This window comes from Pseudomonas promysalinigenes (assembly GCF_014269025.2).
Taxonomy (GTDB): domain Bacteria; phylum Pseudomonadota; class Gammaproteobacteria; order Pseudomonadales; family Pseudomonadaceae; genus Aquipseudomonas; species Aquipseudomonas promysalinigenes.
This window is the reverse complement of sequence record NZ_CP077094.1, coordinates 3501731-3528187: the sequence shown is the minus strand read 5'-3', so window position 1 is coordinate 3528187 and position 26457 is coordinate 3501731. Positions and strand designations below refer to the sequence as shown.

General features: G+C 61.3%; 18 protein-coding genes. All 18 read left to right on the top strand.

Annotation, left to right across the window (positions count from 1 at the left end; translation table 11 throughout):
* Positions 1-89: 89 nt before the first annotated feature.
* The 18 genes from flgB (at position 90) to HU725_RS16025 (ending at position 26388) form a co-directional block, all read left to right on the top strand.
* Positions 90-497 (top strand): flagellar basal body rod protein FlgB, encoded by a 408-nt coding sequence (gene flgB / locus HU725_RS16110; protein ID WP_060476950.1) that lies wholly within the window; start codon positions 90-92, stop codon positions 495-497.
* 3 nt (positions 498-500) lie between these two features.
* On the top strand, positions 501-944 hold the full coding sequence (gene flgC, locus HU725_RS16105) for a flagellar basal body rod protein FlgC (protein WP_060476949.1): 444 nt from the start codon (positions 501-503) through the stop codon (positions 942-944).
* 15 nt (positions 945-959) lie between these two features.
* Complete coding sequence (gene flgD, locus HU725_RS16100) at positions 960-1676, top strand: flagellar hook assembly protein FlgD (protein ID WP_060476948.1); 717 nt, start codon at positions 960-962, stop codon at positions 1674-1676.
* A 27-nt stretch (positions 1677-1703) separates the two neighbouring features.
* Complete coding sequence (flgE, locus tag HU725_RS16095) at positions 1704-3050, top strand: flagellar hook protein FlgE (protein WP_186478793.1); 1347 nt, start codon at positions 1704-1706, stop codon at positions 3048-3050.
* A gap of 48 nt (positions 3051-3098) precedes the next feature.
* Positions 3099-3284, top strand: coding sequence for a hypothetical protein (locus HU725_RS16090; protein ID WP_060476946.1), 186 nt, complete (start codon positions 3099-3101; stop codon positions 3282-3284).
* A 179-nt stretch (positions 3285-3463) separates the two neighbouring features.
* Positions 3464-4204: a flagellar basal body rod protein FlgF gene (locus HU725_RS16085; RefSeq protein WP_060476945.1), complete on the top strand. Its 741-nt coding sequence runs from the start codon at positions 3464-3466 to the stop codon at positions 4202-4204.
* Between the two features lie 47 nt (positions 4205-4251).
* Entirely contained in the window at positions 4252-5037 is a 786-nt protein-coding gene (gene flgG / locus HU725_RS16080; protein WP_060476944.1) for a flagellar basal-body rod protein FlgG, read from the top strand.
* A gap of 61 nt (positions 5038-5098) precedes the next feature.
* On the top strand, positions 5099-5794 hold the full coding sequence (flgH, locus tag HU725_RS16075) for a flagellar basal body L-ring protein FlgH (protein WP_060476943.1): 696 nt from the start codon (positions 5099-5101) through the stop codon (positions 5792-5794).
* 12 nt (positions 5795-5806) lie between these two features.
* Positions 5807-6916, top strand: coding sequence for a flagellar basal body P-ring protein FlgI (locus tag HU725_RS16070; RefSeq protein WP_060476978.1), 1110 nt, complete (start codon positions 5807-5809; stop codon positions 6914-6916).
* Positions 6917-6927: 11 nt separating this feature from the next.
* A complete protein-coding gene (flgJ, locus tag HU725_RS16065; protein WP_186478794.1) occupies positions 6928-8094 on the top strand; it encodes a flagellar assembly peptidoglycan hydrolase FlgJ in 1167 nt (388 codons plus the stop codon).
* A 12-nt stretch (positions 8095-8106) separates the two neighbouring features.
* Complete coding sequence (flgK, locus tag HU725_RS16060) at positions 8107-10140, top strand: flagellar hook-associated protein FlgK (protein ID WP_060476941.1); 2034 nt, start codon at positions 8107-8109, stop codon at positions 10138-10140.
* A 13-nt stretch (positions 10141-10153) separates the two neighbouring features.
* Positions 10154-11737: a flagellar hook-associated protein 3 gene (locus HU725_RS16055; protein ID WP_186478795.1), complete on the top strand. Its 1584-nt coding sequence runs from the start codon at positions 10154-10156 to the stop codon at positions 11735-11737.
* Between the two features lie 73 nt (positions 11738-11810).
* Positions 11811-15395, top strand: a complete 3585-nt coding sequence (locus HU725_RS16050; protein WP_186478796.1) for a glycosyltransferase — start codon at positions 11811-11813, stop codon at positions 15393-15395.
* Positions 15396-15456: 61 nt separating this feature from the next.
* Positions 15457-18192, top strand: a complete 2736-nt coding sequence (locus tag HU725_RS16045; RefSeq protein ID WP_186478797.1) for a glycosyltransferase family protein — start codon at positions 15457-15459, stop codon at positions 18190-18192.
* A 142-nt stretch (positions 18193-18334) separates the two neighbouring features.
* On the top strand, positions 18335-19108 hold the full coding sequence (locus tag HU725_RS16040) for a class I SAM-dependent methyltransferase (protein WP_186478798.1): 774 nt from the start codon (positions 18335-18337) through the stop codon (positions 19106-19108).
* Positions 19105-19710 carry an HAD-IB family phosphatase gene (locus HU725_RS16035; protein WP_060476936.1) on the top strand — a complete coding sequence of 202 codons (606 nt, stop codon included), beginning with the start codon at positions 19105-19107 and terminating at the stop codon, positions 19708-19710. The genes HU725_RS16040 and HU725_RS16035 overlap by 4 nt, the downstream gene beginning before the upstream one ends.
* Entirely contained in the window at positions 19686-20348 is a 663-nt protein-coding gene (locus HU725_RS16030; protein WP_186478799.1) for a phosphocholine cytidylyltransferase family protein, read from the top strand. The genes HU725_RS16035 and HU725_RS16030 overlap by 25 nt, the downstream gene beginning before the upstream one ends.
* A complete protein-coding gene (locus HU725_RS16025; RefSeq protein WP_186478800.1) occupies positions 20341-26388 on the top strand; it encodes a methyltransferase domain-containing protein in 6048 nt (2015 codons plus the stop codon). Before HU725_RS16030 ends, HU725_RS16025 begins: the two co-directional genes overlap by 8 nt.
* Positions 26389-26457: the final 69 nt, after the last annotated feature.

The following is a 26457-nucleotide window of genomic DNA, read 5'->3' as shown; positions in this document are numbered from 1 at the left end:
AGTGTTTGCGCAGTTTGAGGTCTTTGGCACAACCCTTGCTATGACTTGCTCAACGAAATTCCGGCCAACCTTCGAAGGTTTACCCGATTATGAGCATCAGTTTCGACAAGGCGCTTGGCATTCACGAAAAAGCCCTGGGTTTTCGCGCCCAGCGTGCCGAAGTGTTGGCCAACAACATCGCCAACGCCGACACACCCAACTACAAGGCGCGTGACTTGGACTTCTCTTCGGTGCTTGCCGCCGAGAGTCAGAAGCAGCAAAGCGGGCGCTTTGCCATGGACCGTACCAATAGCCGGCATATCGAGGCCCAAGGGCTGGCAATGGCTGACGACAGCTTGCAGTACCGCGTGCCAACTCAGCCCTCGGTGGACCAGAACACCGTGGATGCCCAGATCGAGCAATCGAACTACACCGAAAACGCCATCGGGTTCCAGGCCAGCTTCACCCTGCTCAACAGTAAATTCAAAGGGCTGGTGTCGGCCCTGCGCGGAGAGTAATTCATGTCCCTTTCCAGTGTTTTCAACATCGCCGGCAGCGGCATGAGCGCGCAGAACACTCGCCTCAACACCGTCGCCTCGAACATCGCCAACGCCGAAACCGTGTCCTCGAGCATCGACCAGACCTACCGTGCTCGCCACCCGGTATTTGCCACCACCTTCCAGAACGCACAGAACGGCACCAGCCAGTCGCTGTTCGAGGATCAGGGCGAGGCGGGGCAGGGCGTGCAGGTCAAGGGCATCGTCGAAGACCAGAGCAACCTGGAGGCGCGTTACGAGCCTAACCACCCGGCGGCGAACAAGGACGGCTACGTCTACTACCCCAACGTCAATGTGGTGGAAGAAATGGCTGACATGATCTCGGCCAGCCGCGCGTTCCAGACCAACGCCGAGCTGATGAACACCGCCAAGAACATGATGCAGAAGGTTCTGACCCTGGGTCAGTGATAAGGAATCGCGACGATGGCCATCGATACTTCGACCACCGGTGTCAACCTCAATGACGTGCTGGCGGCCTCGGGTGTAAGCACCGGTACCACCAAGAAAACCGCCACAGACACAACTTCCCAGACGGGCAACAGCACGCTGGGCAAGGACGCGTTCTTGCAGCTGCTGGTGACCCAGATGCAGCACCAGAACCCACTCGACCCGCAGGACAACGGTGAGTTCGTCGCCCAGTTGGCACAGTTCAGCAGCCTGGAAGGCATTACCTCGCTCAATGAATCGGTTACCAACATCACCAGTGCCATGGCCTCGTCCCAGGCCCTGCAGGCTTCTTCGCTGGTCGGGCGCTCGGTGATCGTGCAGAACGACAAGGCCGTGGTCGACACCGCCGATAGCTTCAATGGCCAGTTCGTCGTACCCCAGGCCATCGATGGGGCGAAGATCACCGTCAAAGACAAGGACGGCAACACCGTCAAGACCATCGAGGTGGGCGAGCAGAAAGCCGGCTACGCCGACTTCATCTGGGATGGCACCAACGCCAGCGGTGAAAAGGTCGATCCGGGCACCTACACCTTCACCGCCAGCACCACCGTCGACGGTCAGTCGGTGCAGATGAATACCCTGCTGCCGGCCAAGGTCACCAGCGTCAGCTTCAACACCACAGGCGAGATGGTGCTCAACCTCGCTGGCGTCGGCAAGGTTTCCCTCGCTGACGTACAAACCATCGGTATCTAAGGCCAGAACGGCACAAGGAGCAACAGCATGTCTTTCAATATCGGCCTTAGCGGTCTGTACGCAGCCAACAAGCAACTGGACGTCACTGGCAACAACATCGCCAACGTCAACACCACAGGTTTCAAATCGTCCCGTGCCGAGTTCGCCGATGTCTACGCCGGTGCCAACCGCCTGGGCGTAGGCAAGAACCAGGTCGGTAACGGTGTGCGCCTGGCCGCGGTTTCCCAGCAGTTCACCCAGGGTGACGTGAACAACACCGGCAACGTGCTGGACATGGGCATCCAGGGCCAAGGCTACTTCGTACTGTCGGACAACGGTTCGATGGTCTACACCCGTGCCGGCGCCTTCCAGAACAGCAAGGACAACTACGTCGTCACCTCCGATGGCCTGCGCCTGCAAGGTTATGCGGCGGATGCCAACGGTACGATCAAGAAGGGTGTGCTGACCGACCTCAAGATCGATACCTCTGCCCTGCAACCCAAGGCCACCAGCCTGATCGACCAGGGTATCAACCTGAACTCGTCGGCCAAATCCATCCCGCTGCCTTCCACGCCGCCGGTCGCAGGTGAGATCGTCTTCGACCCAACCGACGAAACCTCGTACAGCAAGTCGTTCTCGACCAAGGTCTACGACAGCCAAGGCAACGAACACACCATGGAGCAGTTCTATCGCAAGACCGATACGAACGAGTGGACCATGTACACCCTGATCGATGGCCGCAACCCGATGGACCCGACCACCGATACCCCATTGACGGGCACCATCAGCTTCAACAGCGATGGCAGCGTGGCCTCGATGACCACTGACACCACCGGGCTACCGGCGGGGGCGGAGTGGAGCGTGACCAACAACACCTTCACGCTCAAGGGCTGGATTCCAGCCACTCAGGATGCCAGCGGTAACTGGATCGCCAACGGTTCCACCGAGAACACCACTGGCATGCGTCTGTCGATGAACAGCACCACCTCGTACAATACCGAGACCGCGCGCATGTCGCAGTCCCAGGACGGCTACGCCACCGGCATTCTCTCCAGCCTGAGCATCGACTCCACGGGTGTGCTGTTCGCCAGTTTCAGCAACCAGCAATCCCGGGCCATTGGCCAGGTGGCGCTGGCCAGCTTCGCCAATGACCAGGGCCTGCAGCAAATCGGTGGCACCCGTTGGACGGAAACCTATTCCTCGGGCATTCCGGGCATCGATTCGCCGAAAACCGGCACCCTGGGCAGCGTTGAGTCCAACTCGCTGGAAGCCTCCAACGTCAACCTGACGCAAGAACTGGTCGAGTTGATCAAGGCGCAGAGCAACTACCAGGCAAACGCCAAGACCATCTCTACCGAAAGCACCATCATGCAGACCATCATCCAGATGACCTGATGATGACGCGCTGGGGCCGTCGAGCGGCCCCGGCGATCTGGAGCACCCATGAACAAGCTGGCCATCCTGTTGCTCGCCGCCTTCTACCTGTATCAGGCCCACGCCGGCACCGCGCCTTGGTGGCGTTGGGAAAGCCAGGCGGACGGGCGGCTGGTGTGTTCGCAATGGCCGCCGGGGCAGGGCTGGAAAAAATTCGCCGGCCCTTACAGCAACGGCGGTTGCCGCGAACCGTAAGGCGTTGCCGCTATCGGCAAACCGGCGCCGGATAACCGGCGGCAGGCAGCTGGCAAACCCTGAATAAGCCCGTGAATACGGGCTTTTTCATGAATTCGAAAAGTTGGTTCGGAACTTGCTTTAAAGCCTGCACAGCAGCGGCGAGCGGCAATCGATCGTCAGTGCAGCGGAGGATGACTGTGGACAAGATGCTTTACGTGGCCATGACCGGCGCCAGCCAGAACGCGCTGGCGCAAAAGGCCCACGCCAACAACCTGGCGAACGTTTCCACCAATGGCTTTCAGCGTGATCTGGAACAGGCACGCTCCATGCCGGTGTTCGGTGACAGCTTTCCGTCGCGGGCATTTGCCATGACCGAGCGCCCGGCTACCGACTTCAGCGAAGGGCCGATGGTCGAGACCGGGCGTGACCTGGACGTGGCGGTGAGCGGCCAGGGCTTTATCGCCGTGCAGGCGCCCGATGGCAGCGAAGCTTACGTGCGCACCGGCAGCCTGAACATCGATGCCCTTGGCGTGCTGCGAGCTGGCAATGGCATGCCGGTGATCGGCAACGGTGGCCCTATCGCCATTCCACCAGAGCAGAAAGTCGAGGTCGGTGCCGATGGCACCCTCAGCATCCGCTCGATGGGTGAAGGCCCGCGGGTGATGGCCGAAGTCGACCGTATCAAGCTGGTCAACCCGGACATCAAAACCATGACCAAAGGTCTGGATGGCTTGATTCACACCCAGAGCGGCCAACCGGCGGCTGCCGACGTCAATGTGCGGGTGGTGTCGGGCTTTCTGGAAGGCAGCAACGTCAATGCCGTCGAAGAAATGACGTCGGTGCTGGCGCTGTCCCGCCAATTCGAGCTGCACGTGAAAATGATGAACGCGGCCAAGGAAGGCGATGAAGCCATGGCGCGTGTTTTGCAAATCGGCTAACCAACTGTGAACGGGTGCCGTAAAACAGGCGCACGAGGAGAATACTGATGCTTCCGGCTCTTTGGGTCGCTAAAACCGGCCTGTCCGCCCAGGACACCAACCTGACCGTTATTTCCAACAACCTGGCCAACGTTTCGACCACAGGCTTCAAACGCGATCGCGCCGAATTCGCCGACCTGTTGTACCAGATCAAGCGTCAGCCTGGCGCGCAGTCGACCCAGGACAGCGAGCTGCCATCGGGCCTGCAGGTAGGTACCGGTGTGCGCATCGTCGGCACCCAGAAAAACTTCCAGACAGGCAGCCTGCAAACCACCGAAAACCCGCTGGACATGGCGGTCAATGGCCGTGGCTTCTTCCAGGTGTTGCAGCCCGATGGCACTGTCTCCTATACCCGTGACGGTACTTTCCATCTCAACTCCGATGGCCAGATCGTCACTGCCCAGGGCTTCGCTCTGGAGCCTGCGGTGGTGGTGCCCAACGATGCCCAGACCTTCACCGTCGGCCAGGACGGCACCGTGTCCATCACCACTGCCGGTAACCCCGCAGCGCAGGTGATCGGCAATATCCAGACAGCCGACTTCATCAACCCCGCTGGCCTGCAAGCCATCGGCGACAACCTGTTCCTGGAAACCGCTGCCAGTGGCGCGCCGCAGGTCGGCACACCAGGCCTCAATGGCTTTGGCACCACCTTGCAGCAGACACTGGAGAACTCCAACGTCAGCACCGTTGAAGAGCTGGTGAACATGATCACCACCCAGCGTGCCTACGAGATGAACTCCAAGGTCATCTCCACCGCTGACCAGATGCTGTCGTTCGTCACGCAACAGCTCTAAAGCGCGGTCGCTGCAAGCCTAAGTGCAGGTTCTACTCCCGTTACACCGTGAGGTATGTGTCATGAAGCGTCTGTTGTCTGTGTTCGCCCTGGGGGGGGCGGTGGTGTTGGCTGGTTGCGTCGCGCCGACGCCTAAGCCGAACGACCCGTACTATGCGCCGGTTCTGCCGCGCACCCCGCTGCCGGCGGCTGCCAACAACGGTTCGATCTACCAGGCCGGTTTCGAGCAGAGCCTGTACACCGACCGCAAGGCGTTCCGTGTGGGTGACATCATCACCATCACCCTCAACGAGCGCACTTCGGCGAGCAAGAACGCAGGGTCGCAGATTCAGAAAAACAGCAAGGCCGACCTGGGCTTGACCTCGCTGTTCGGGGCCAACCCCAATACCAACAATCCGTTCGGCGGCGGCGACCTGTCGCTGTCGGCCGGGTACAGCGGGGACCGCACCACCAAAGGCGACAGCAAGGCCACCCAAGGCAACACCCTGACCGGCTCGATCACGGTCACCGTGGCTGAAGTGCTCCCTAACGGCATCATCGCCGTGCGCGGCGAGAAGTGGATGACGCTCAACACCGGCGAGGAGTTGGTGCGTATCGCCGGGCTTATCCGTGCCGACGATATCGCCACCGATAACACCGTGCCGTCCACCCGTGTGGCCGACGCGCGCATTACCTATTCCGGCACAGGCTCCTTCGCCGATGCCAGCCAGCCCGGTTGGCTGGACCGCTTCTTCATGAGCCCGCTTTGGCCCTTCTGAGTACGGATGAACATGTTCAACCTAAGGCAGCTGATTGCCGCGACCCTGCTTCTGTCCTGTGCGTTCGGTGCCCATGCCGAGCGCCTGAAGGACATCGCCAGCATCTCTGGTGTGCGCTCCAACCAGTTGATCGGTTACGGCCTGGTGGTGGGGCTCAATGGCACGGGTGACCAGACCACCCAGACCCCCTTCACCTTGCAGACCTTCAACAACATGCTGTCGCAGTTCGGCATCAAGGTGCCGGCAGGTTCGGGCAACGTGCAGCTCAAGAACGTCGCCGCCGTGTCGGTGCATGCCGACCTGCCGGCATTTGCCAAGCCGGGGCAGTTGGTGGACATCACCGTATCATCGATCGGTAACTCCAAGAGCCTGCGTGGCGGCAGCCTGCTGATGACGCCGCTCAAAGGTATCGACGGCAATGTCTACGCCATCGCCCAGGGCAACCTGGTGGTCGGCGGCTTCGATGCCGAAGGCCGTGATGGCTCCAAGATCACCGTCAACGTTCCGTCGGCCGGCCGCATTCCTGGCGGAGCATCGGTCGAGCGCGCGGTGCCTAGCGGCTTCAACCAAGGCAACAGCCTGACCCTGAACCTCAACCGCCCCGACTTCACAACAGCCAAGCGCATCGTCGACAAGGTCAACGAACTGCTCGGCCCAGGTGTGGCCCAGGCCGTGGACGGCGGCTCGGTACGGGTCAGTGCGCCCATGGACCCAAGCCAGCGCGTGGACTACCTGTCGATCCTCGAGAACCTGGAGATCGACCCTGGCCAGGCCGTGGCCAAGGTCATCATCAACTCGCGTACCGGTACCATCGTCATCGGCCAGAACGTCAAGGTCTCGCCAGCGGCGGTAACCCACGGCAGCCTGACCGTGACCATTACCGAAGACCCGATCGTCAGCCAGCCGGGGCCGTTCTCCAATGGCCAGACGGCAGTGGTGCCGCGCTCGCGGGTCAATGCCCAGCAGGAAGCCAAGCCGATGTTCAAGTTCGGCCCTGGGACCACCCTGGATGAAATCGTCCGTGCGGTGAACCAGGTGGGCGCAGCGCCCAGCGATCTGATGGCCATCCTCGAAGCCTTGAAGCAGGCCGGCGCCTTGCAGGCCGACCTGATCGTGATCTGAGGACGCCGCCGATGAACTCGAAAAGCCTCGTCTCCAGCCACGCCGACAGCGGTGCCTACACCGACCTGAACCGCCTGAGCTCGCTCAAGCACGGTGACCGCGACAGCGATGCCAACGTGCGCAAGGTGGCTCAGGAGTTCGAGTCGCTGTTTATCAGCGAGATGCTCAAGGCCTCGCGCAAGGCCAGCGATGTGCTGGCCGACGACAACCCGATGAACAGCGAGACGGTCAAGCAGTACCGTGACATGTACGACCAGCAGTTGGCCGTGAGCATGTCCCGCGAGGGTGGCGGCATCGGTTTGCAAGACGTGCTGGTGCGCCAGCTGTCGAAGAACAAGAGCACGCCGGTCAACACCAGCCCGTTCCCACGTATCGAGGGCAGTGCGCCTGCGCTGTGGGGCAACAAGGTGGCCGAACCTGTGCACGCCACCCAGGCCGCTGCCACGCGTAATGACGTCGCCGCGCTCAATGCCCGGCGCCTGGCGCTGCCGGGCAAGCTCACCGACCGCCTGCTGGCCGGTATCGTGCCTTCGGCCACCGGCCCGGCCGCGACCACCAATACGGCAGCCGTGCCGGCCCGTGACGGGCAGCAAGTGGCTACCGCTATCGCCATTCCCGACAACGGCCTGCGCATTACCGGCCGCGCGGTGGCGCAGCCGCCGCTGGCACCGAAGAAGGCCTTCGCAGGCAGCGACGAATTCGTCGCCACCATGCTGCCGATGGCCGAGCAGGCTGCCAAGCGCATCGGTGTCGACCCGCGCTACCTGGTGGCTCAAGCCGCCCTGGAAACCGGCTGGGGCAAGTCGGTCATGCGCAACAGTGACGGCAGCAGCAGCCACAACCTGTTCGGTATCAAGGCCAGTGGTAACTGGGAAGGCGATTCGGCGCGGGCGATCACCAGCGAATTCCGAGACGGTCAGTTCGTCAAGGAGACGGCGGCGTTCCGTTCCTATGACTCTTACCAGGACAGCTTCCACGACCTGGTAAGTCTGTTGCAGAACAATTCACGCTATCAAGATGCGGTGAAGTCAGCCGATAACCCAGAACAGTTCGTGCGGGAGCTGCAAAAGGCCGGGTACGCCACCGACCCGAACTACGCCAGCAAGATCTCGCAGATCGCAAGACAGATGAAGTCGTACGAGCAATACGCAACGCTCGGTACCACAACGAAACTTTAAGGGCATGGAACCATGGCGAGTCTGATCAACATTGGTATGTCGGGGCTTGGCGCCGCACAGTCGGGGATGTATACCCTGGGTAACAACATTGCCAACGCCGATGTCGATAGTTACTCGCGCCAGCAGAACGTGCAGAAGACCAAAGGCGCCCAGCAGGTCGGCCAGGTGTTCATCGGCTCTGGCACTACGCTGGCCGACGTACGCCGGGTTTACAACGCGTTCCTTGAGAACCAGTTGCGTACCACCACCTCGCTGAGCAGCGACGCCTCTTCGTACCTGAGCCAGATCACCCCGCTCGATACTGCCCTCTCGAGCAGTGACACCGGTATCACAGCTGCCTTGCAGAGCTTTTTCAGCGCCATGCAGGATGCTGCCGCCAAACCGACCGAGGACGCATCGCGTCAGCTGCTGTTGACCAGTGCGCAGTCGTTGGCCAAGCGTTTCAATACCCTCTCGGCGCAGTTCAACCAGCAGAACAGCGATATCAACGCCAACATGGCGTCGATCGCCGACAAGGTCAACGCCCTGACCAAGTCGATTGCCGACCTCAACGCTCAGATCTCCAAGATGACTGCCATCAACGGCCAGCCCAACGACCTGCTCGACCAGCGCGATGGCGCGGTACGCGAGTTGTCGTCGTTGATCGGTGCCGATGTGGTCGAGCAAAAGAACGGCAATTACGACGTCTACCTGAAGAACGGCCAGGCCCTGGTACTGGGCAATACCACGCAAACGATCGGTGTCGAGCCTAGCGCCAGCGACCCAACCCGCATGAGCCTGATCCTCAATCGTGGCTCGACCAAGATGGACATCACCAACAGCACCACCGGTGGCGAGCTGGGCGGCCTGATCCGCTATCGCAAGGAAACGCTCGACCCCGCGCTCAATGAGCTTGGCCGCGTGGCGTTGGTGGTGGCAGATGCCATCAACAGTCAGTTGGCCCAAGGCATCGACAAGAACGGTGACTTCGGTGCCACCCTGTTCAGCGATATCAACAGCGCCGCGGCCATTGCCCAGCGCAGCATCGCCCGGTCTGGCAACAGCGCAGGCTCTGGCAACCTCGATGTGACCATCAAGGACACCGGCAAGCTCACCACCAGCGATTACCAGGTGACCTTCACCAGCGACAAGCAATACACCGTGCGCAAGCTGCCAGATGGCACCGACATGGGCAGCTACAGCCTTGACGACGATCCTGCACCGGTGATCGATGGGTTCAGCCTGGCGCTCAACGGTGGCGCCCTGAGCGCCGGTGACAGCTTCAAGATCACCCCGACACGCAATGCCGCAGCCGGCATCGACACCGTGCTGACCGATCCCAAGCGCCTGGCCTTGGCCGCGCCCCTGACGGCAACCAGCGGTTCGGGCAACAGAGGCACTGGCGTGATCACCCAGCCGACGCTGACCTCGGAACTGGACATCTACGATTCCGCGCAACGTTCGCAGCTGCAGACAGGCCTTAAATACTCGACCCCGGTGAAGCTGGTGTTCGGCGATGACAGCACCTCGCCGCAGGCGTACACGATGTACGACGCCAAGGGCAACAGTATCGGTAGCGGTACGATCATCCCCGGCCAGGACAACAAGCTGCAGCTCTCGGTGCCGATGGTCGATGGCGACGGCAATTCGCTGGGCAGCAACTTCACCTTCGAGATGAGCGTTTCCGGTGCTCCCAAGGATGGCGATAGCTATACCGTGGCGTTGACCGGCGCAGGCTCGGCGGACAACCGCAACAGCCAGTCGGTGATCGACCTGCAGACCAAATCCACCGTCGAGGTGGGTGCCAATGGCAAGGGCATCAGTTTCACAGATGCCTACGCCAAGCTGGTCTCCAACGTGGGTGGCAAGGCCGGCCAGGCGCAGATGGACAGCGATGCCACGACGGCGCTGCAGAAGTCGGCCAAGGATGCCCGCGACAACCTGTCGGGCGTGTCGATCGACGAAGAAACTGGCAATTTGATCAAGTTCCAGCAGTACTACACCGCGTCGTCGCAGATCATCAAGGCGGCCCAGGAAACTTTCGCCACCCTGATCAACAGTCTTTGAGGAGCCCTAGATCGTGAGCGTACGCATCTCTACCGCACAGTTCTATAACACCAACCAGGCCAACTACCAGAACAACTTCGCCAAATCGGTGAAGAGCCAGCAGGAGGCCAGTGATGGCATCCGCGTTCGCTCGGCCAAGGATGATCCGGTGGGGGCTGCGCGCCTGTTGCAGCTGGAGCAGCAGCAGAACATGCTCAAACAGTACTCGGGTAACATCACCAGCGTGCGCAACTCACTGGGCACCGCTGAAAGCACGCTCAACTCCATCAGCACCATCCTGCAGCGTGTCAACGAACTGGCGGTGAGCTCGGGCAACGGTACGTTCACCGACTCCGACCGCAAGGCCAATGCCGACGAGCTGGCGTCGCTGCAAGACCAGCTGTTCACCCTGATGAATAGCAAGGATGAGAATGGCAAGTATATTTTCTCCGGCTCCAAGGGTGATACCCAGCCGTATGTGCGCAATGCCGATGGCACCTACAGTTACCAGGGTGACCAGAGCAAGCTGAACCTGCAGGTGGGCGACATGCTCAGCCTGGCTGCCAACGAAACCGGTTACGATGCATTCGAGCAGGCGCTCAATACCAGCCGCAGCGAAACCAAGCTGGTTTCGCCAGCGATCGATGACGGCCGTGTGAGCCTGTCCAACGGCCAGGTGTCGGGTAGCTCGACCTACAACGACCGCTTCCGCAGCGGTGAGCCTTACAGCATCGAGTTCACCAGCAGCACCCAGTACAAGATCACCGACGCCAGCGGTAATGATGTGACCCTGGAAGCCAGCCAGGGCGGTAAGTTCGACCCCAAGGGCGACAACACCACCATCAGCTTCCGCGGCGTTGACATGCGCCTGGACATCACCTTCAAGGATGCAGACAAAGGCAACGAGGATGCCGCCATTGCTGGGCATACCTTCACGCTCAGTTCCAAGGCTGATCAGGTATCCGGTACCCGCAGCCCTGGCAACAGCTCCAGCGAGCAAGTCACCAGCGCGACCATCACCGACCAAGCTGCCTACAAGGCTGCATTCCCTACCGGTGGTGCAGTGCTGAAATTCACTGGTACCAACACCTTCGAGCTGTATGCCGCGCCGATCACCGACAGCAGCCGCCCAGTGGCTTCAGGCACCTTGGGAGGGCCGAGCGGTACCACGGCTTCCGCGGCGGGTGTCAGCTTCGAGCTGTCCGGGGTGCCGGCTGCGGGCGATTCGTTCGGGGTCAAGGTCGACACGCATCAGACCCAGAACGTGCTCGACACCATCAGTCAACTGCGTACAGCGTTGAGTACGCCGGTGGACAACGACCCGGTGGCCCGACAGAATTTTCTGGCATCGGTCGATTCGGCCATTGGCAACATCGTGAGTGCCAGCAACCAGGTATCGTCCTCGATCAGCGCCATTGGTGGCCGGGGCCAGGCGTTGGATGTGCAGGCTGAAACCAACGATGCGCTGAACACCGAGAACACCAAGACCCAGAGCTCGATTCGCGAGAGCGATCCGGCCGAGGTGATGCTGCGGTTGCAGATGCAGACCAACATGCTGCAAGCGTCTTTACAGGCTTATGCAAAAGTTGCCGGCCTCTCGCTGGTCAACTACATCTGACAGCCCCCTCGTTATATCCACTCACGCATTGCCTGCCGGTAATGCGTGAGCGCGTTCCCCAAGGTACCTCAACGTGAACCCATCGGCTCTGGTCAGTATCGCCATTGCGGCATTCAATCCTGATTTTCTGCGCAATGCCTTGATGAGCGCGGTCAACCAGGATTACCCGCACTTCGAAGTTCTGGTCTGTGATGACAGTCGTGGCGATGCGATAAAGCTTATCGTTGACGAGGTAATGGCCGAAACCGGCAGACCGATCCGCTACCAGCGCAACCCACAGACACTAGGATTTGCCCGCAATCTGCTGGTGTGTCTTGAGCTTTCGCGCGGCGCGCTGATCAAGTTTCTTTGCGATGACGACCTGTTGTTCACCGAGTGCGTGAGCCTGCAGGCCGCAGCGATGAACAGCCACCCGGACGTGAGCCTGTCAATCTGCCAGCGATTGCTGTGTGCCGCCGACGATGCATTGCTGCCTTCACGGATGCTCAACATGGTGATGTGTCCGGACGATGCCGTGGTGAAAGGGACCGATTTGCTCGATGCCCTGGAGTTGCAGGCACCCAATCTGTTCGGTGGCCTGAGCGGTGCGTTGATGCGGCGCTCGTTGGTGGAGGAGTTTCTGCCCGCGCTGGTCATGGAGGGCCAAGGCTTTGCGGCACGCTTGGACCTGGCACTGTACATCTGCCTGCTACGCCGGGGAAACCTGGGGCACCTCGACCGTTTCCTCTGCCTGGAGCGGCTGCACCCGGCACGATTGAGCCACCAACCCAGCATGACCTTGGCGTTCCCGATCGAAACCGACTGGATCAAGGCAATGCTCGGTGAGCGCACCAGCGAAGCTGCTCCGGCCAAAGGCTGGGTCAGGTATCTGCCTTTCTGCGACTACGTCGACGATGCCAGTGCGCAATGGCAGGAGTATGACCTAAATGGCTTAGGGGCTTTGCAGTGGGCCCGTACACAACAGCAGGTAGGCAGTGATTGCCTGTCTCTGGAGCAGGTCTACAGCCAGTGGCTGGAGTGCCGCGTACTCTCGGACGCGCAGCTGAAGCTGTTGCCCAAGCGCTTTGGGCAATGGCCCTCGCAGCCCAGGATAGTGCCGGTAGTCTGGGCCGATGAAGGCCAGGCATCGGCGCTGCGCATGACGCTCGAAAGCCTGAACGCGCAATCCTATCCAGCTGCCACTTGCTGGGTGGTAGGGCCGACGCAGGCATTGGGCGCAGACGAGGCGGGTGTGGAATTTCTGCAATCGCAAAGCGATGGCATGGCGACGCTGCAAGCTCGCCTTCAGCAGGCTGAGGGCGTTGACTGGGTGCTGCTTTTGCGTGCCGGTGACCGCTTGGTCCCCCATGCGCTGGCGATCATGGCCGAACGCATGGTGGTGCGCGACCGTGTGTGCCTGTACATGGACGAAGACAGTCAGGACGCGCTGAGCGAATCCACACCATTGTTCAAGCCCGACTTCAACCTCGACCTGATGCGCAGCATGCCCTATGTGGGGCGCGTGCTCGCATTCAAATGCGATGCATTGCAGCAGGTAGGGGGGCTCAACGCTGACTTCGGGCTGCTGGCTCCCCATGATCTGCTGTGGCGGCTCGCGGAGCAGCATGGCCTTCAGGTGGTCGAACATGTTGATGAGGTACTGGTTCATTGCGCATGGCGTTTCGACGATTGGTTGAGGGACCCGCGCTGCGTCCTGCAGGCACCTCGGGTGACTGACGCCCACTTGCAACGGCTGGGCGTGGCAGCTGATGTCGTTTGCGCTGACGGGCTTGCCCTCTGCCGCGTGGCTTACCAGCACGCAGGTTCTGCCTCGGTCTCGATTCTCGTCACTGTTGGCGACAACCTTCAGGTGGCCAGGCGTTGCGTCGAGTCATTGTTCGAACACACCGCCTACGGCAACTTCGAAGTGCTGTTGATTGCTGCGCCAAGCGTGCCGACAGAGCTGCGCCAGTGGCTTGAGGCAATGCGCAGCCTTGGCAGCGAGCAGTTGCGGGTGATCGAAGTTGCTCAAACCAGCAAGGTGGCCCAGTTGAACGAGGCCAGCGGCTTGGCGCGCGGCGAGTATCTGCTGATGCTCGATAGCACCTGCGTGGCCTTCGACGCGGGTTGGCTCGCTGAGCTTGTGGCCCAAGCCCGGCGTCCGGAAGTTGGCGCGGTTGGCCCGAAACTGTGTAGCGCAAACGGCACGGTGGTCGGTGCCGGGCTGGTGCTGTCGCTGCATGGCGAAGCTGGCAGCCCGTTCGTGGGAATGCCCGCTGATAGCAGTGGTTACATGCACCGCCTGCAGGCGGTGCAGAACTGGAGCGCCTTGAGCCTGGACTGCCTGTTGCTGCGGCGGGAACTGTTCGAAAGCCTCGGTGGGTTCGACGTCGACCGATTGCAGGGCGGCTTTCAGAATGTGGACATCTGCCTACGGCTGGGAGAGCAAGGTTATCTGTTGGTGTGGACGCCCAACGCCTTGCTGGCTTGCATGGCGGCGGCCAGCGATGGTCACCCAGGTGCGCATGACATACGCGCCCTGAGGGCGCACGACCAGGCAGTGTTGCATGAGCGCTGGCTTGCCAAGCTGGCCCGTGACCCTGCCTACAACCGCAATCTCAGCCTGAAGATGGCAAGCTTCACCCTGGAGCCTGGGCTGCGCCAAGGGTGGGATCCTTTCATCAAGCGTGTGTTGCCGTCGGTGCTGGCGTTACCGGTCAACTCTTCTGCGGTGGGTCACTACCGTGTCTCTCAACCGTTCCTGGGCCTGGAGAGCGCCGGCTGGATACAAGGACGTCAGGATTACTCCATGCCGGAGCTGATCCAGCTCGAGCGCGAAAAGCCCGACGTCGTCATCTTCCAGTACCGCAGCAAAAAGAGCTCGGTCGATGAAATGCAGCGCCTGGTGCGTGCTTCCAGTGCCAGGCATATCTATGAGATCGACGACTACATCATCGATGTGCCCAAGCGCAACGATCACTCGCGCAATATTGCCGGGGACATTCGTGAACTGGTCGCCCGCGGCATCTCGTTGTGCGACCGAGTGGTGGTGTCCACCGAGCCGTTGGCCGACGCTTTGTCGAGCCTTCATCACGATATCCGCGTAGTCCCCAACATGTTGGCCGCTCGGCTCTGGGCAGGGCTTGCCAGCGAGCGCCAGACCACGGCCCGACCGCGGGTGGGCTGGGCGGGGGGAACCAGCCACAGAGGCGACCTGGAGTTGCTCCAGGATGTGGTGAAGACGCTGGCCGATGAGGTGGACTGGGTATTTTTTGGCATGTGCCCAGATGCATTGCTGCCGTACGTCAAAGAATTCCATCAGGGTATCCCTATGGCGCTGTATCCGCAGAAGCTTGCCAGCCTCAACCTCGACCTGGCGCTGGCACCGCTTGAGCAGAACCTGTTCAACGATTGTAAAAGCAACCTGCGCTTGCTGGAGTACGGGGCCTGTGGTTTCCCCGTGATCTGCTCGGATACCAAGGCGTATGCAGGATACCTGCCGTGTACCCGGGTGGCTGGCAATGATGCGCAGCATTGGCTGGAGGCGATACGCATGCACCTGTCTGACCCGCAGGCCAGCTACCAGCAGGGTGATGCTTTGCGTGAAGTGGTACTGCGCGACTACGTACTGACCGAGCGACACCTTCAACACTGGGCCAACGCCTGGCTGGCCGACTAAGCGCCTGCGCCTGGCTCCGGCAGCGGCGGTGGCAGAACTGAATTTGATTACCGGGTGCATTATGACTGGACACACAACCGACAATACCTTGGCGCTGGGCGATATCACGGTGTTGCTGCTGGGCAGTGGCGACCTGGATTATCGCGCTCGGGCCAGCGCCTATGTGAAAAGCCTGGGATGCAAGCTGGCGGTGCTTGAGACGGCGACCGGCGAGCAGGCGCACCAAGCGCTGGCCAGTGTCCTGGCGACCCTGGGAACCCCCTTCGTGGTGCTGGCCAAAGACAGTGACTTTCTCTTGCCGCACGGCTTGCAAGTTGCTCGCGACTGGCTGTGTGAGCACCCAGAAAGCCAAGGTGTTCAGGGCTACGTATTGGGCATGCGCCCTGGCAACGCTATGGTCGCTTACCACCGGCAAGGTCTGACAGCCCACCGTCAGCCCGGACGTGATGCACGGGAAAGGGTTCTGGAACACGCGCTCAGCGGCCTGCAGCCTTGGCGTGCGCTGCTGCGGGTGCAGGCCCTGCGCCGCGCCCAGGCCGAAGCTGCGTTACGCATGGCTGATGAGCACTGGCTGCTGGGGCTGTCTTTTGCTTTGCTGCGCCAGGCTGACCTTGAGGTGCTGGAACATACGCTGGTAGTCAGCGAATGCCAGCAACAGCAGTTGGACCCTGACAGTTTGCTGCCAGCTGTGCGTAAGCTGCGCCAGTGGGACGAGCAAGCCCAAGCGGTTTTCGATGATGATGAAGGCTTTGCCATTGTGCGCCAGTTCGCCCTGACCGGTGCTGGCGCGGTAGAGGAGCCGCTGCTGTTCACCTCGCCCTGGACCAGCGTCATCCAAGAGCCTCAGCGCAGCTTCGAGGCCCGGCAGTGGGTCGAACTGCCTTACTACTCTGCAAGATTGTTCACCCAGCTGACGGCCATCGAATTCCTGCTGCATGCGTGGCCTGCCGGCCAGGCGCAGGTCAGGGCGGTGGAAGGTGCCTGGGTGCGCCAGCATGAACTGCTCGTGCGTCATGCCAATGACAACCAGCAGACGCTACGTGGGCGGTACTGGCAGGCGCTGGGGATCAATCTTTTTGCACCGCAGGTCTGCCGGCAATTGCTGGCGGTATTGACCGACGAGGATGAGCAGGCGCGTGGCGAGCTCGAACAATGGTTGCAGCGCCTGCAGGAAGTGGCCGCCCCGGCGCTCAGCGACCGTCTGGCGCGAACGCCTTCCGGTCAGGTCATGCAGACGCTGGCCGAGGCGACGTTGAGCGCCGACGACCGCAAGCGTGTGTTCAAACGGCTCGATGGTGCCCGCAAGATCGGCATCGCACTGATGGTGCTGGACCTCGATGATGACAACGAAGCCCTGCAGCAGACGTTTGACAGCGTGGCGCAAAGCGGCCTGCGCGATATGCGCATTGTCGTGCTCAAAGCCGGTGCCCTGCCGGCTATCACCACGGCTCGTGACACGCTGCATTTCATCAAAGTGACAGCGGACAATGTCGTCACCCATCTCAATCAGGCACTGGCGCAATTACCCAGTGAGTGGGTGCTGCTGCTGCAGGCCGGTGATGAGCTGGCCGGCAGTGGTCTGCTTCGCCTGCAACTGGAACTGTCTCAGGAAAATACCTGCACGGCCGTCTGCGGGAATGATGTGCAACGTGACAGTGATGGACGGCTGTTCGTGGTCCAGCGGCCTTCTGCCGATATCGATCTGCTGCGCAGCCGCCCGGACTTGATGGCGCCACACTGGTTGATCCGCCGAGAGGCGGCCCTGAATGTGGGTGGTTTCAGCGCTGCATGCCCGCAGGCCCTGGAGTTCGACCTGCTTCTGCGCCTGGTCGAACACAATGGGTTGGGCGGGCTCGCGCATGTCGACGAGTACCTGGCGGTTGGGCTCAATCGCCGTGACACAATGTTGGCGCAAGCCAGCGTCACCCTGGACCGTCACCTGGCTCAGCTGGGCTATCGCGCGCAGGTGTCTGCCGATGAGCTTGGGCAACTGCAAATCGAGTTCCGTCACCCGGGCACGCCTTTGGTGAGCATCCTGCTGGCGGCGGGCGAGGACATGCAGCAACTGGCTACCAGCTTGGCGAGCATACAACAGCGCACGCGCTATCCGCGTTATGAGGTGTTGGTAGTTACTCATGGTGAGCTGGGTCAGCAAGCCAATCTGGGAGCCAAGGTGCGGATGCTGGCCTGCCCATCCGCGAATCTGGCAGAGCGGCTCGATCTGGCGGCGGGGCAAGCACGGGGCGAGTACCTGGTGCTGATGAGTGACCGCAGCCAGGTGTCCAACCCAGGTTGGATCGAAGGCTTGCTCAATCAGGCTCAGCGGCCGGAGGTTGGCGTAGTCGGTTGCCAGATGCATGACGGTGATGGCTGTGTGAGCCATGCCGGGTACGAACTGCTGGAGGGGCAGCGTGTGCATGCCAGCTGGTTGGGGCGTGAGCTTGGCGAGTCGAACGGCACGTTGAGTCTAGGGGTAGTGCGTGGCTGCCATGCCGTCAGCGCCGATGGCCTGATGGTGCGCAAGGAGGTCGTCGAAGCGTTGGGCGGTTTGAGCCAAATGGCTCCAGTGGATCTGGAGCTCTGCGTTCGGGTGGCTCAGGCCGGTTTGTTGGTTTTGATGGCGCCTCAGGCACAGCTGTACAACCCGACTCTGCCTATCGTCCCGGATGGCGATTGTCGGGCCCTGGCGGCGCGCGCACCCTGGGCATTCGCCCGCGCAATTCCAGTAGATGGCGCCCAAGGGCTTGCCATGCCTAGCTGTGATGGCGCGCCCCATTGGCTCAAGACGCTGCTCTGATTGATCCAGAGCAATCAAGCCGGGCATCGCCCGGCTTTTTTGTGCGCGTTGGCAGACATCTTGCTTTGAGCCTTTGCAACCGGGCGGGTGTTGGATTTCTGACTGCTTCATGGCCCGTTCGCTGCAGTGACAAGGAGCAATCTTGAACGACTCTCGACGCATCAAGGGTGAGCGAGTAGCCATCGACTACGATGCAACCCGCGCTTTTTTTGAAGCGCGCGGCAAGCGCGATTATGCCAACGTGCTCAGCGCCACCATGTACCAGGATAACGACCCGGAGCTGGTCGAGCGGCGTGATCAAGCTGAAAAGGCGGCGATGGCCAGTATCCTGGGCCTGAATCAGGCTCGGCGAATTTTCGACATCGGCTGCGGCACCGGGCGCTGGGGCTGGTTTCTGGCCGAGCACTGTCAGGAACTCGACTATCTGGGCGTCGATTTTTCCGCCAGCCTGATCGACAAGGCCAAGGCCGAAGCTGCAAAGCGTCAGTTACCCGCCTTGCAGTTCCAGGTGATGTCGGCCACCGACATTCAGCCGCTGGCACTGCAGGTGTCGGCGCCTTTCGACCTGGCGCTGATTTCGGGCTTGCTCATTTACCTCAATGACGCCGATTGCATCAAGGTATTGGGTGATGCCGCCCGCCTGTTAGCTCAAGGTGGGAGGATCTACCTGCGTGAACCGGTCGGCGTGGCTGATCGCTTCACCCTCGACCGCTTTTATTCCGAGGAGCTCGCCGATCAGTACTCGGCCATCTACCGCACGGCCGCCGAACTGCGCCAACTGATGGATGTAGCGTTCGATGGCCTGGATATGTGCGTGGAGCATGACGGTTTTCTGTTTTCGGACAGCCTGGAAAAGCGTGCCGAAACCCGGCAGTACTTCTTCGTTCTGCGACGTAGTCAGGGAGCTGCGCAATGACCACGGCCTACTGCTTCGACCTCGATGGCACGCTCACGCGCCAAGAGCTTTTGCCGCTGATCGCAACCTCGGTGGGGCTGGAAGACGAAATCAGTGCGTTGACCCAGGCGACCATAGAGGGCCTGCTGCCCTTCGACAAGTCCTTCAAATTGCGCGTCAGGCTACTGCGGGATGCGCGCCTGGACTGGATTCATGCCGCACTGGACAGGCATGTCGAGTTCGACCCGGCAATACTCGATTTCATTGCCCGCCACCCCGAGCAATCGTTCATCGTCACCGGCAACCTCGACCTCTGGGTCAAGCCGGTTCTCGACAAACTGGGCGTCCACAGTTTCACCTCGCTGGCCCGGCTCGACGGGCAAGGGCAGTTGGATGGCGTGGAGCACATCCTGCACAAGGGTGATGCGGTCAGCAGCCTGCGCTCGCGCTTCGATCGCATCGTTGCAGTGGGCGAAGGCATGAACGATGTGCCGATGTTCGAAGCTGCTGACTGGCGAGTGGCGTTCGGTGGTGTGCATCAGCCCAACAAGGAGCTGATGAAGCTCAGTGATTTCGTTACTTATGATGGGAAGGCCCTATGTCGCCTGTTAAGCACGCTGTAATCTGCGCCGCCGGGATTGGCTCGCGGCTGGGGCTCAACAAGCCGAAATGCCTGGTGGAAGTGGCGGGGCGCACATTGCTCGACTGGCACCTGGAGCGTCTTCAGTGGGCCGAGACGGTCTGGCTGGTGGTGGGTTACCAGGAAGAAGATGTCATCGCCCACGCCATTTCCCTGCGGCCTGACCTGATTGTGGTGCGCAACCCTGATTACGCGCGGACCAATACGTTGCAGAGCATCTACCGTGTGTCGCGCCATCTCGATGAGCGCATGCTGGTGCTGGACGCCGACACGGTCATGGATGCGCGGAGTTTCGAGTCGTTCCTTCAGGCCTCGCAGACTCACGAGCAACTGATCGGCGTATCGCCCTACATCACCAGTGATGGTGTTCGCGTGCAGCTCGATGCGTCCGGCAGCCAAGTGCTGGGCTTTACCCGCGAGCCGCATTACGCCATGGAATGGACCGGCATCGCAGTGATCAAGCCGCAGTTGGTGATCAACCAGCCGATCTTCGTCTATCAGGCCCTGGAAGCCTGCCTACCCCTGCCGGCATTCGAACTCAAAGCGTTCGATATCGACACCACGGCAGACCTTGATATGGCACGTAAAGTCTTTGCAACCCAGTGGGGCGAACATGAGTAATAATTCACAAGGCCAGATCGCCCGTCATTTCTGGAGCCAGACCGAGCGTGGCAAGATCGGCCCCGCCGAGCTTTATGAGCGCCAGCGCCAATGCCTGCTGGAGCAAGTGCTGCCCGGCCTGCCTGAAAATGCCCAACTGCTCGACATAGGCTGTGCGGACGGCGACTTCAGCCTGCTGTTCGCTCGCCACGTTGGGCGAGTGGTGGCGTTCGATGTGGGCGAACGGCTGATCGAACAGGGCCGCGCCAAGGCGCGGGAGCAGGGCATCGACAACATCGAGTTTCAGGTCGCCGATGTGTTCGAGTTTTCCTCGCCCCAGCGCTTCGATGTGGTCAGCCTGATGGGCGTATTGACCACCATCAGTGACGACACCGCCGCCGCCCGCGTCGTGCTCAGAGCACTGTCGATGCTCAAGCCGGGTGGGCAGTTGATTCTCAAGGACTCGGTGCTGCTGCAAGGCCGCGAAGCCCGCACCCTGCTCAACGATCAGTACGAAGCCAAGTACCGTCCAGAGCCCCAGTACACGGCATTGATCCGCTCATTGGGCCTGCGCGAACAAGCGCGCTACCCGTTACTGACCATGCCTAATTGTGGGCAGACCAGCGTGCTGTACGTCTTCGGCACTGTGCTGAGCCAACCGGCATCGCTGCCGATTGCCGATCTTCGGGTTGCCTGTTACGGCAGCATGCCGTTTCACTTCCGCTCGCTGCGCCCGCTCGCGGCCTGTTTCCAGAACAGTCTGTTGAGCCTTTCGATTGACGAAGTCATGGCCTGGAAGCCCCAGGTCATCGTCGTCGCCGATGGTTGGTCGGTAGAATTCTGGCGTGAGTACTGCGATGCGCATCAGGTGTTGCTGATCGGTATGCGCCACGGCTCGGTGACGCGTTACGGGTACGCCGAACCGCAGTACAACCATGCCGACTACATGTGCGGCAGCGTCTGGGATATCGAAGACACCTTGCTCTCGGACGTGCATCCACGGCACGGCTTCCTGCTGACCGGTAATGCCTGGGTAGACCAGGTGTTCAGGCTGCCAGCGCGCCAATGCCTAAACGATGAGCCGACCATCCTGTTCGCCCCGACCTACAACCCGGAAATCAGCGCTGCGGTATTCTTCGGCGACCGAGTCGTACCTCTGATTCGCTCAGTCTATCCGCGAGCGAAAATCATCATCAAACCGCACCCGGCCATCGTTCAACACGAACACAGCTTCGTCGTGGACAAGGCGCTGTTCCGCAACCTGATGGCGCAGTGGCGTGAACAAGTTGCCGCCGACCCGCGTGTGGTGCTGGTGGATGACCCGGGGGCAAGCATCGCCGACAGCTTTGCCGAAGCTGACATTCTGGTGGCCGACCGCTCATCGTTGCTATTCGAGTTCATGGTACTGGACCGCCCGATCCTGCTGTATTCCAGCGAGGCTAGGGTAGGCCACTGGGAATACAACCCGGACGCCCCTGGCAATGCCTGGCGGGATATCGGCATGGAGTTCGGTGACGATCAGGCGTTCCTCGCGCTGCTTGCCGATGCAGCCAATCTGCATCGAAGCCACTGCCGTGATGCACAGCGTGCGCGCGTGCAGCACCTGTATGGTGATTATCGCGATGGTCGCTCGGCCGAACGGGTGGCGTCCGCCATCGCCCAGGTGCCCCGGCTGCATGTGGTAATCGACGGCCAGCACCGCGAGCAGGCGGCGCGCCTGCGTGAAGCATTCGATCAGCGCTTGGCGTTCAAGCGCATCAGCGTTATCGGCAGCTCTGATGGGAGCGTTTCCCCAGCACAGTGGGTCGAGCAGCGGCTGGTTGAGCCGGCGGCTGACTTGGCCTACCTGATGGTCGATGCTGGCCTGAGCTGCGAGCTTGGCAGTGCCCATCAGGTCAGCCAGGGGCTGGCGGCGCTGGCCAGCGGCGAATGCGCCGCCATGTCGTTGAGCCTCGCGGCCGCCGCAGCGCCTGAGCCGCCAAGTACGGACAGCGGCGTCTGGATTCGTCAACAGCTACGGGCGGCGCTTGAACGAACTCAGGGCCTCAGTGCACTGAAGCTTTTGCCGGCCCATGCAGTGCAACGCCTGCTCGTGCAGCTGCCGGCGGTTGTTGACCACGAGGTCTTCACTACGTTGTGGCAAGTGGCTGGGGCTAGCGAGCCGGTGGCGCCCTGGCAGCACGACACACTCAACGTCGTGCTCGACAGTTCGGTGCTGCCCATTGTCGGTGGTCAAGCCGGCCAGTTCTTGGCGGGGCCGAATGCGCGCTTGCAACTGGTTTCGCCGATCATTGAGCACGCACCGTCGGTAAACGGCCTCGAACTGCTGATCAGCGCGGCGCGGGGACAGCAGTACGATGTCTATCCGTTCATCACGCAGGTTTGGGTCAATGGACGCTGTGTACGGGATGTGACGGTCGGCGATGCTGGTGCACTGCGCCTGCGACTGCCGTATGAGCCTAACGAGCGTGGCATCACCGACGTCGAGCTACGCAGCTCGGGTTGCTTCGCTGGCATGCCTGGGCTTGCCGGCCCGCTGTCGCTATACATCGCTTTTGCCCAGGCAACGCCTGTGGTTGCGCCTGAGCGCGCACGGATTCATCAGATCTTCTATTCGGATGAAACGCGGGCGAAGCTGGAACCGGGCTACATACCGCTGGACAATGTCGGGCAGCGCCCCGATTGGGCCGAATACTGGCCGATGCGCAATGTCTTGCTGAATGCGAGCCTGGATGAGAACACCTTCTATGGCGTGCTCTCACCGCGCTTCAAGGACAAGACCGGGCTTGAGTCGCGACAGGTGCTGGAGTTCGTTGCCTCGGCGCCAGACGATGCCGATGTTCTGTTGTTCCCGGTGTTCTATCCAGACGGGGCCCGCTACGAAAACACCTTCATCCAGGGCGTGGTTCACCATCCCAATATCTGGCCGGTGTTCGTCGAAATGGCCCGTCGCCTGGCGCCTGGGGTAGATTTGCAAACCCTGGTGATGGATGCCTCCCAGGTACAGTTCTGTAACTACTTCATCGCCAAGCCGCGATTCTGGCGTCGCTGGTTCAGCCTGGCGGAGACCATCTTCCAAAGCGCTGAACAATGGCGCACTGGCGAGTGGCCAACCGCGTACGGAGAAGCGTTGAATACTGCCACTTTGCATCGGGGAACCGAGGGGTATGAATGCAAAGTCTTCGTCATGGAGCGTTTGGTTTCGCTGATCCTGGCTACCGAGCCGCAGTGGCGTGTGCACCTTTTCGAAGGGCTAAAGCCCGCGCAGACCGGCGCGCAGCTCAATGCCGACCTGCTGCGCCTCGATCAGCTCAAGACAAGCTTGCGCCAGGCAGACACCCCTCAGACCCGGCAGGCATACGCAGAGTTACGCGAAACGGTGTTTGGCACCCTGTTCGCCTCGCAGATCGCCGAGATCACTGCCAAGGGAGGCCAGGTGGCGACTGCCCAAGAGCAGATTCAGGCAGCGCTGGCGCAGTTCCCGGCTTTACCTGTGGAGCCCGATATGTCGCAGTGGCTCGCCGAGCGCGTACCTGATGCGGTGCAGCAACGCTTGATCAGCGAGCGCTTGACCCGCGGGCGGGCGCCAACGATAGCGGTGCTGGTGGTCAACCATCAGGCCAGCTGTGAAAGCCTCGCTGTGACCGCCAAAAGCCTGAGCCCTGCGCACAATGCTTACCCTGCAATCGAGCTCATCGAACTTGCCGAGGGGCCGATACCCGAGCAGGTCGAGCAGATCGTGCGCAATGGCACCTTCGACTGGTTCATGCTGGTGGAGGCCGGTTGTGAGTTCACTGCCAGTGGACTGATGATTGCCGCGCTGGACCTGATCGACGCAGAAGGTGTGCGTGCGGTCTACGGCGATGAGATGCGGCGTTTGCCAAACGCAGAACTTCAGTTGGCCGTGCGGCCAGACATCAATTTGGACATGCTTCTGAGCCTGCCGGGTGTGCTCGCGCGCCATTGGTTGTTCAACCGTGAGGCGGTGCTGGCAACAGGCGGTCTGCGGATGGACAGTGCAGAGGCGTTCGAACTTGACCTCATTCTGCGGCTGATAGAAGACAAAGGGCTGCAAGGGCTGGGGCACATCAACGAACCCTTGTTGATCAGTGCCGCCACTCCGCTGGTCGATAGCCCTGAGCAACGCGCTGCTATCGAGCGGCATCTACTGGCCAGAGGCTTCGAGGGCGGCACTGTCTCGGCCCGGCTGCCGGGGCACTACGACCTGGATTACGGGGTCGGCGAGAGTGCGCTGGTGAGTATTCTGGTAGCCACCGAGGACGGCCTGGAGCGCCTGCGCCGTTGCCTGGACACCCTGCTCGAGAAGACCACCTACCGTCGCTTCGAGATCCTGTTGCTCGACCAGGGGCAAGATGATCCGCAGCTGCAAGCCTGGTTGGCCGGTGTCGAGCAACTGGACGCGACGCAGGTTAAGGTGCTGCGCTTTTGCAGCGATCTCTCTACGGTCCAAGTGCGCAACTTGGCGGCCGAGCAGGCGGCGGGTGAGTTGCTGCTCTGGTTGCATGCCGGTATCGCCGTGCTGGAGGACGACTGGCTGCAGCAGTTGGTCAATCACGCTTGCCGCCAGGAGGCGGGTGCGGTAGGGGCCAAGCTGCTTGCCAGTGATTGCACGGTGCGCCATGGTGGCCTGATCCTGGGCATGCATGGGCCGGTTGGTCGTGTATTCAAAGGGCGTCCAATGCTGGCGCCGGGGTATCAGCAACGTTTGCTTGTTGACCAGAACGCGGTGGCGGTCAGTGGCAAGTGCATGATGCTGGGCAAAGCGCTGTTCCATGAGTTCGGCGGTTTCGATGAGTCACCGGAGCTGGCGTGCTGGGCGGATGTCGACCTGTGCCTGCGCTTGCATGCGGCCGGCTACCTCAATGTCTGGACGCCTCGTGCGGCATTGCTGATCAGTGAGACGGCCGAACCTGCTGTTACGGTGGAGCAAGAGGATGCCCTGTATGCACGCTGGCTACCGCTGCTGGCACGTGATCCCGCCTACAGCCCGCATTTGCGCCTCTCTGGGCCAGAATACAGCGTTGTTCCGTCTGCGCTGAGCTGGCAGCCCCTGGCCTCTTGGCGCCCGCTGCCTAGGGTGTTGGCCTGCGTGGAAGATGTGCAGGAGGGCGATGAGCAGCGAATCATACAACCGCTGCAAGCGTTGAGCCGTGAAGGCCTACTGGACGCAACGTTGGTGCAAAGCCGTTTGTCGTTTGCCGAGATTAAGCGCTTTGCGCCGGATTGCGTAATCGTGCGCCGCCCCATCGAAGCTGAGCAGATCGAGTGCCTGCGGCGCCTGTCAGCGTTTTCGCATGCGTTCAAAGTGATTGATCTTGATGCGCAAGCCTGGGGGCAGCTTTCGGTGGATCGACAACGCTTCGGGCATCTGCTTCAAGGTCTGAATGCAGCCATGGCGCATGCCGATCGCTTGGTGGTTGCCAACCCTGCGTTAGCGGAAACGTTCGCCGAGGCACATCGCGATATACGGGTGGTCGAAAGCCGCTTGTCGCCAGCGCAATGGCAGGGCCTGCGCAGTCGGCGCGGGGTAGGCCACAAGCCGCGGGTAGGGCTGGTAGGGGGCTGGCTGGGCACCGCCGAGGAGGCATTGCTGACCGAAGTAGCCAGCATGCTCAAGCAAGAAGTGGAATGGGTTGTGCTCGGTGCCTGCCCCCCAGGCTTGCAGGCTGATGTGCAGACGGTCACTCCGATTCTGGGTGCCGTCGATTACCCAAGGTTGCTCGCAGGGCTTGACCTTGACCTGGCGCTGGCTCCGCTGGCTGAGGGGCCCATCAGCGCATGCGCCGGCAACCTGCGCTTGCTTGAGTTTGGGGCTTGTGGCGTGCCAGTCATCGCCAGCGATGTGCGTGCATACCAGGGGCCGCTTCACGTTACGCGGGTGCAGAACCAGCCAGCTAGCTGGGTGGAGGCGATCCGCATGCACCTGCATGACCAGGCTGCAAGTGCTGCGATGGGTGAGCAGTTGCGCGAGCAGGTCCTGGCCGACTGGATGCTTGAAGGCGATCACCTGTTGGCTTGGCAGCGTGCTTGGTTGGCGTGAGGCCTCCTGAGTGACCTGGCAACTGATTGCGCCCCGGCTATGCCGGGGCGTTTTTTTGCTTTTGGGCTT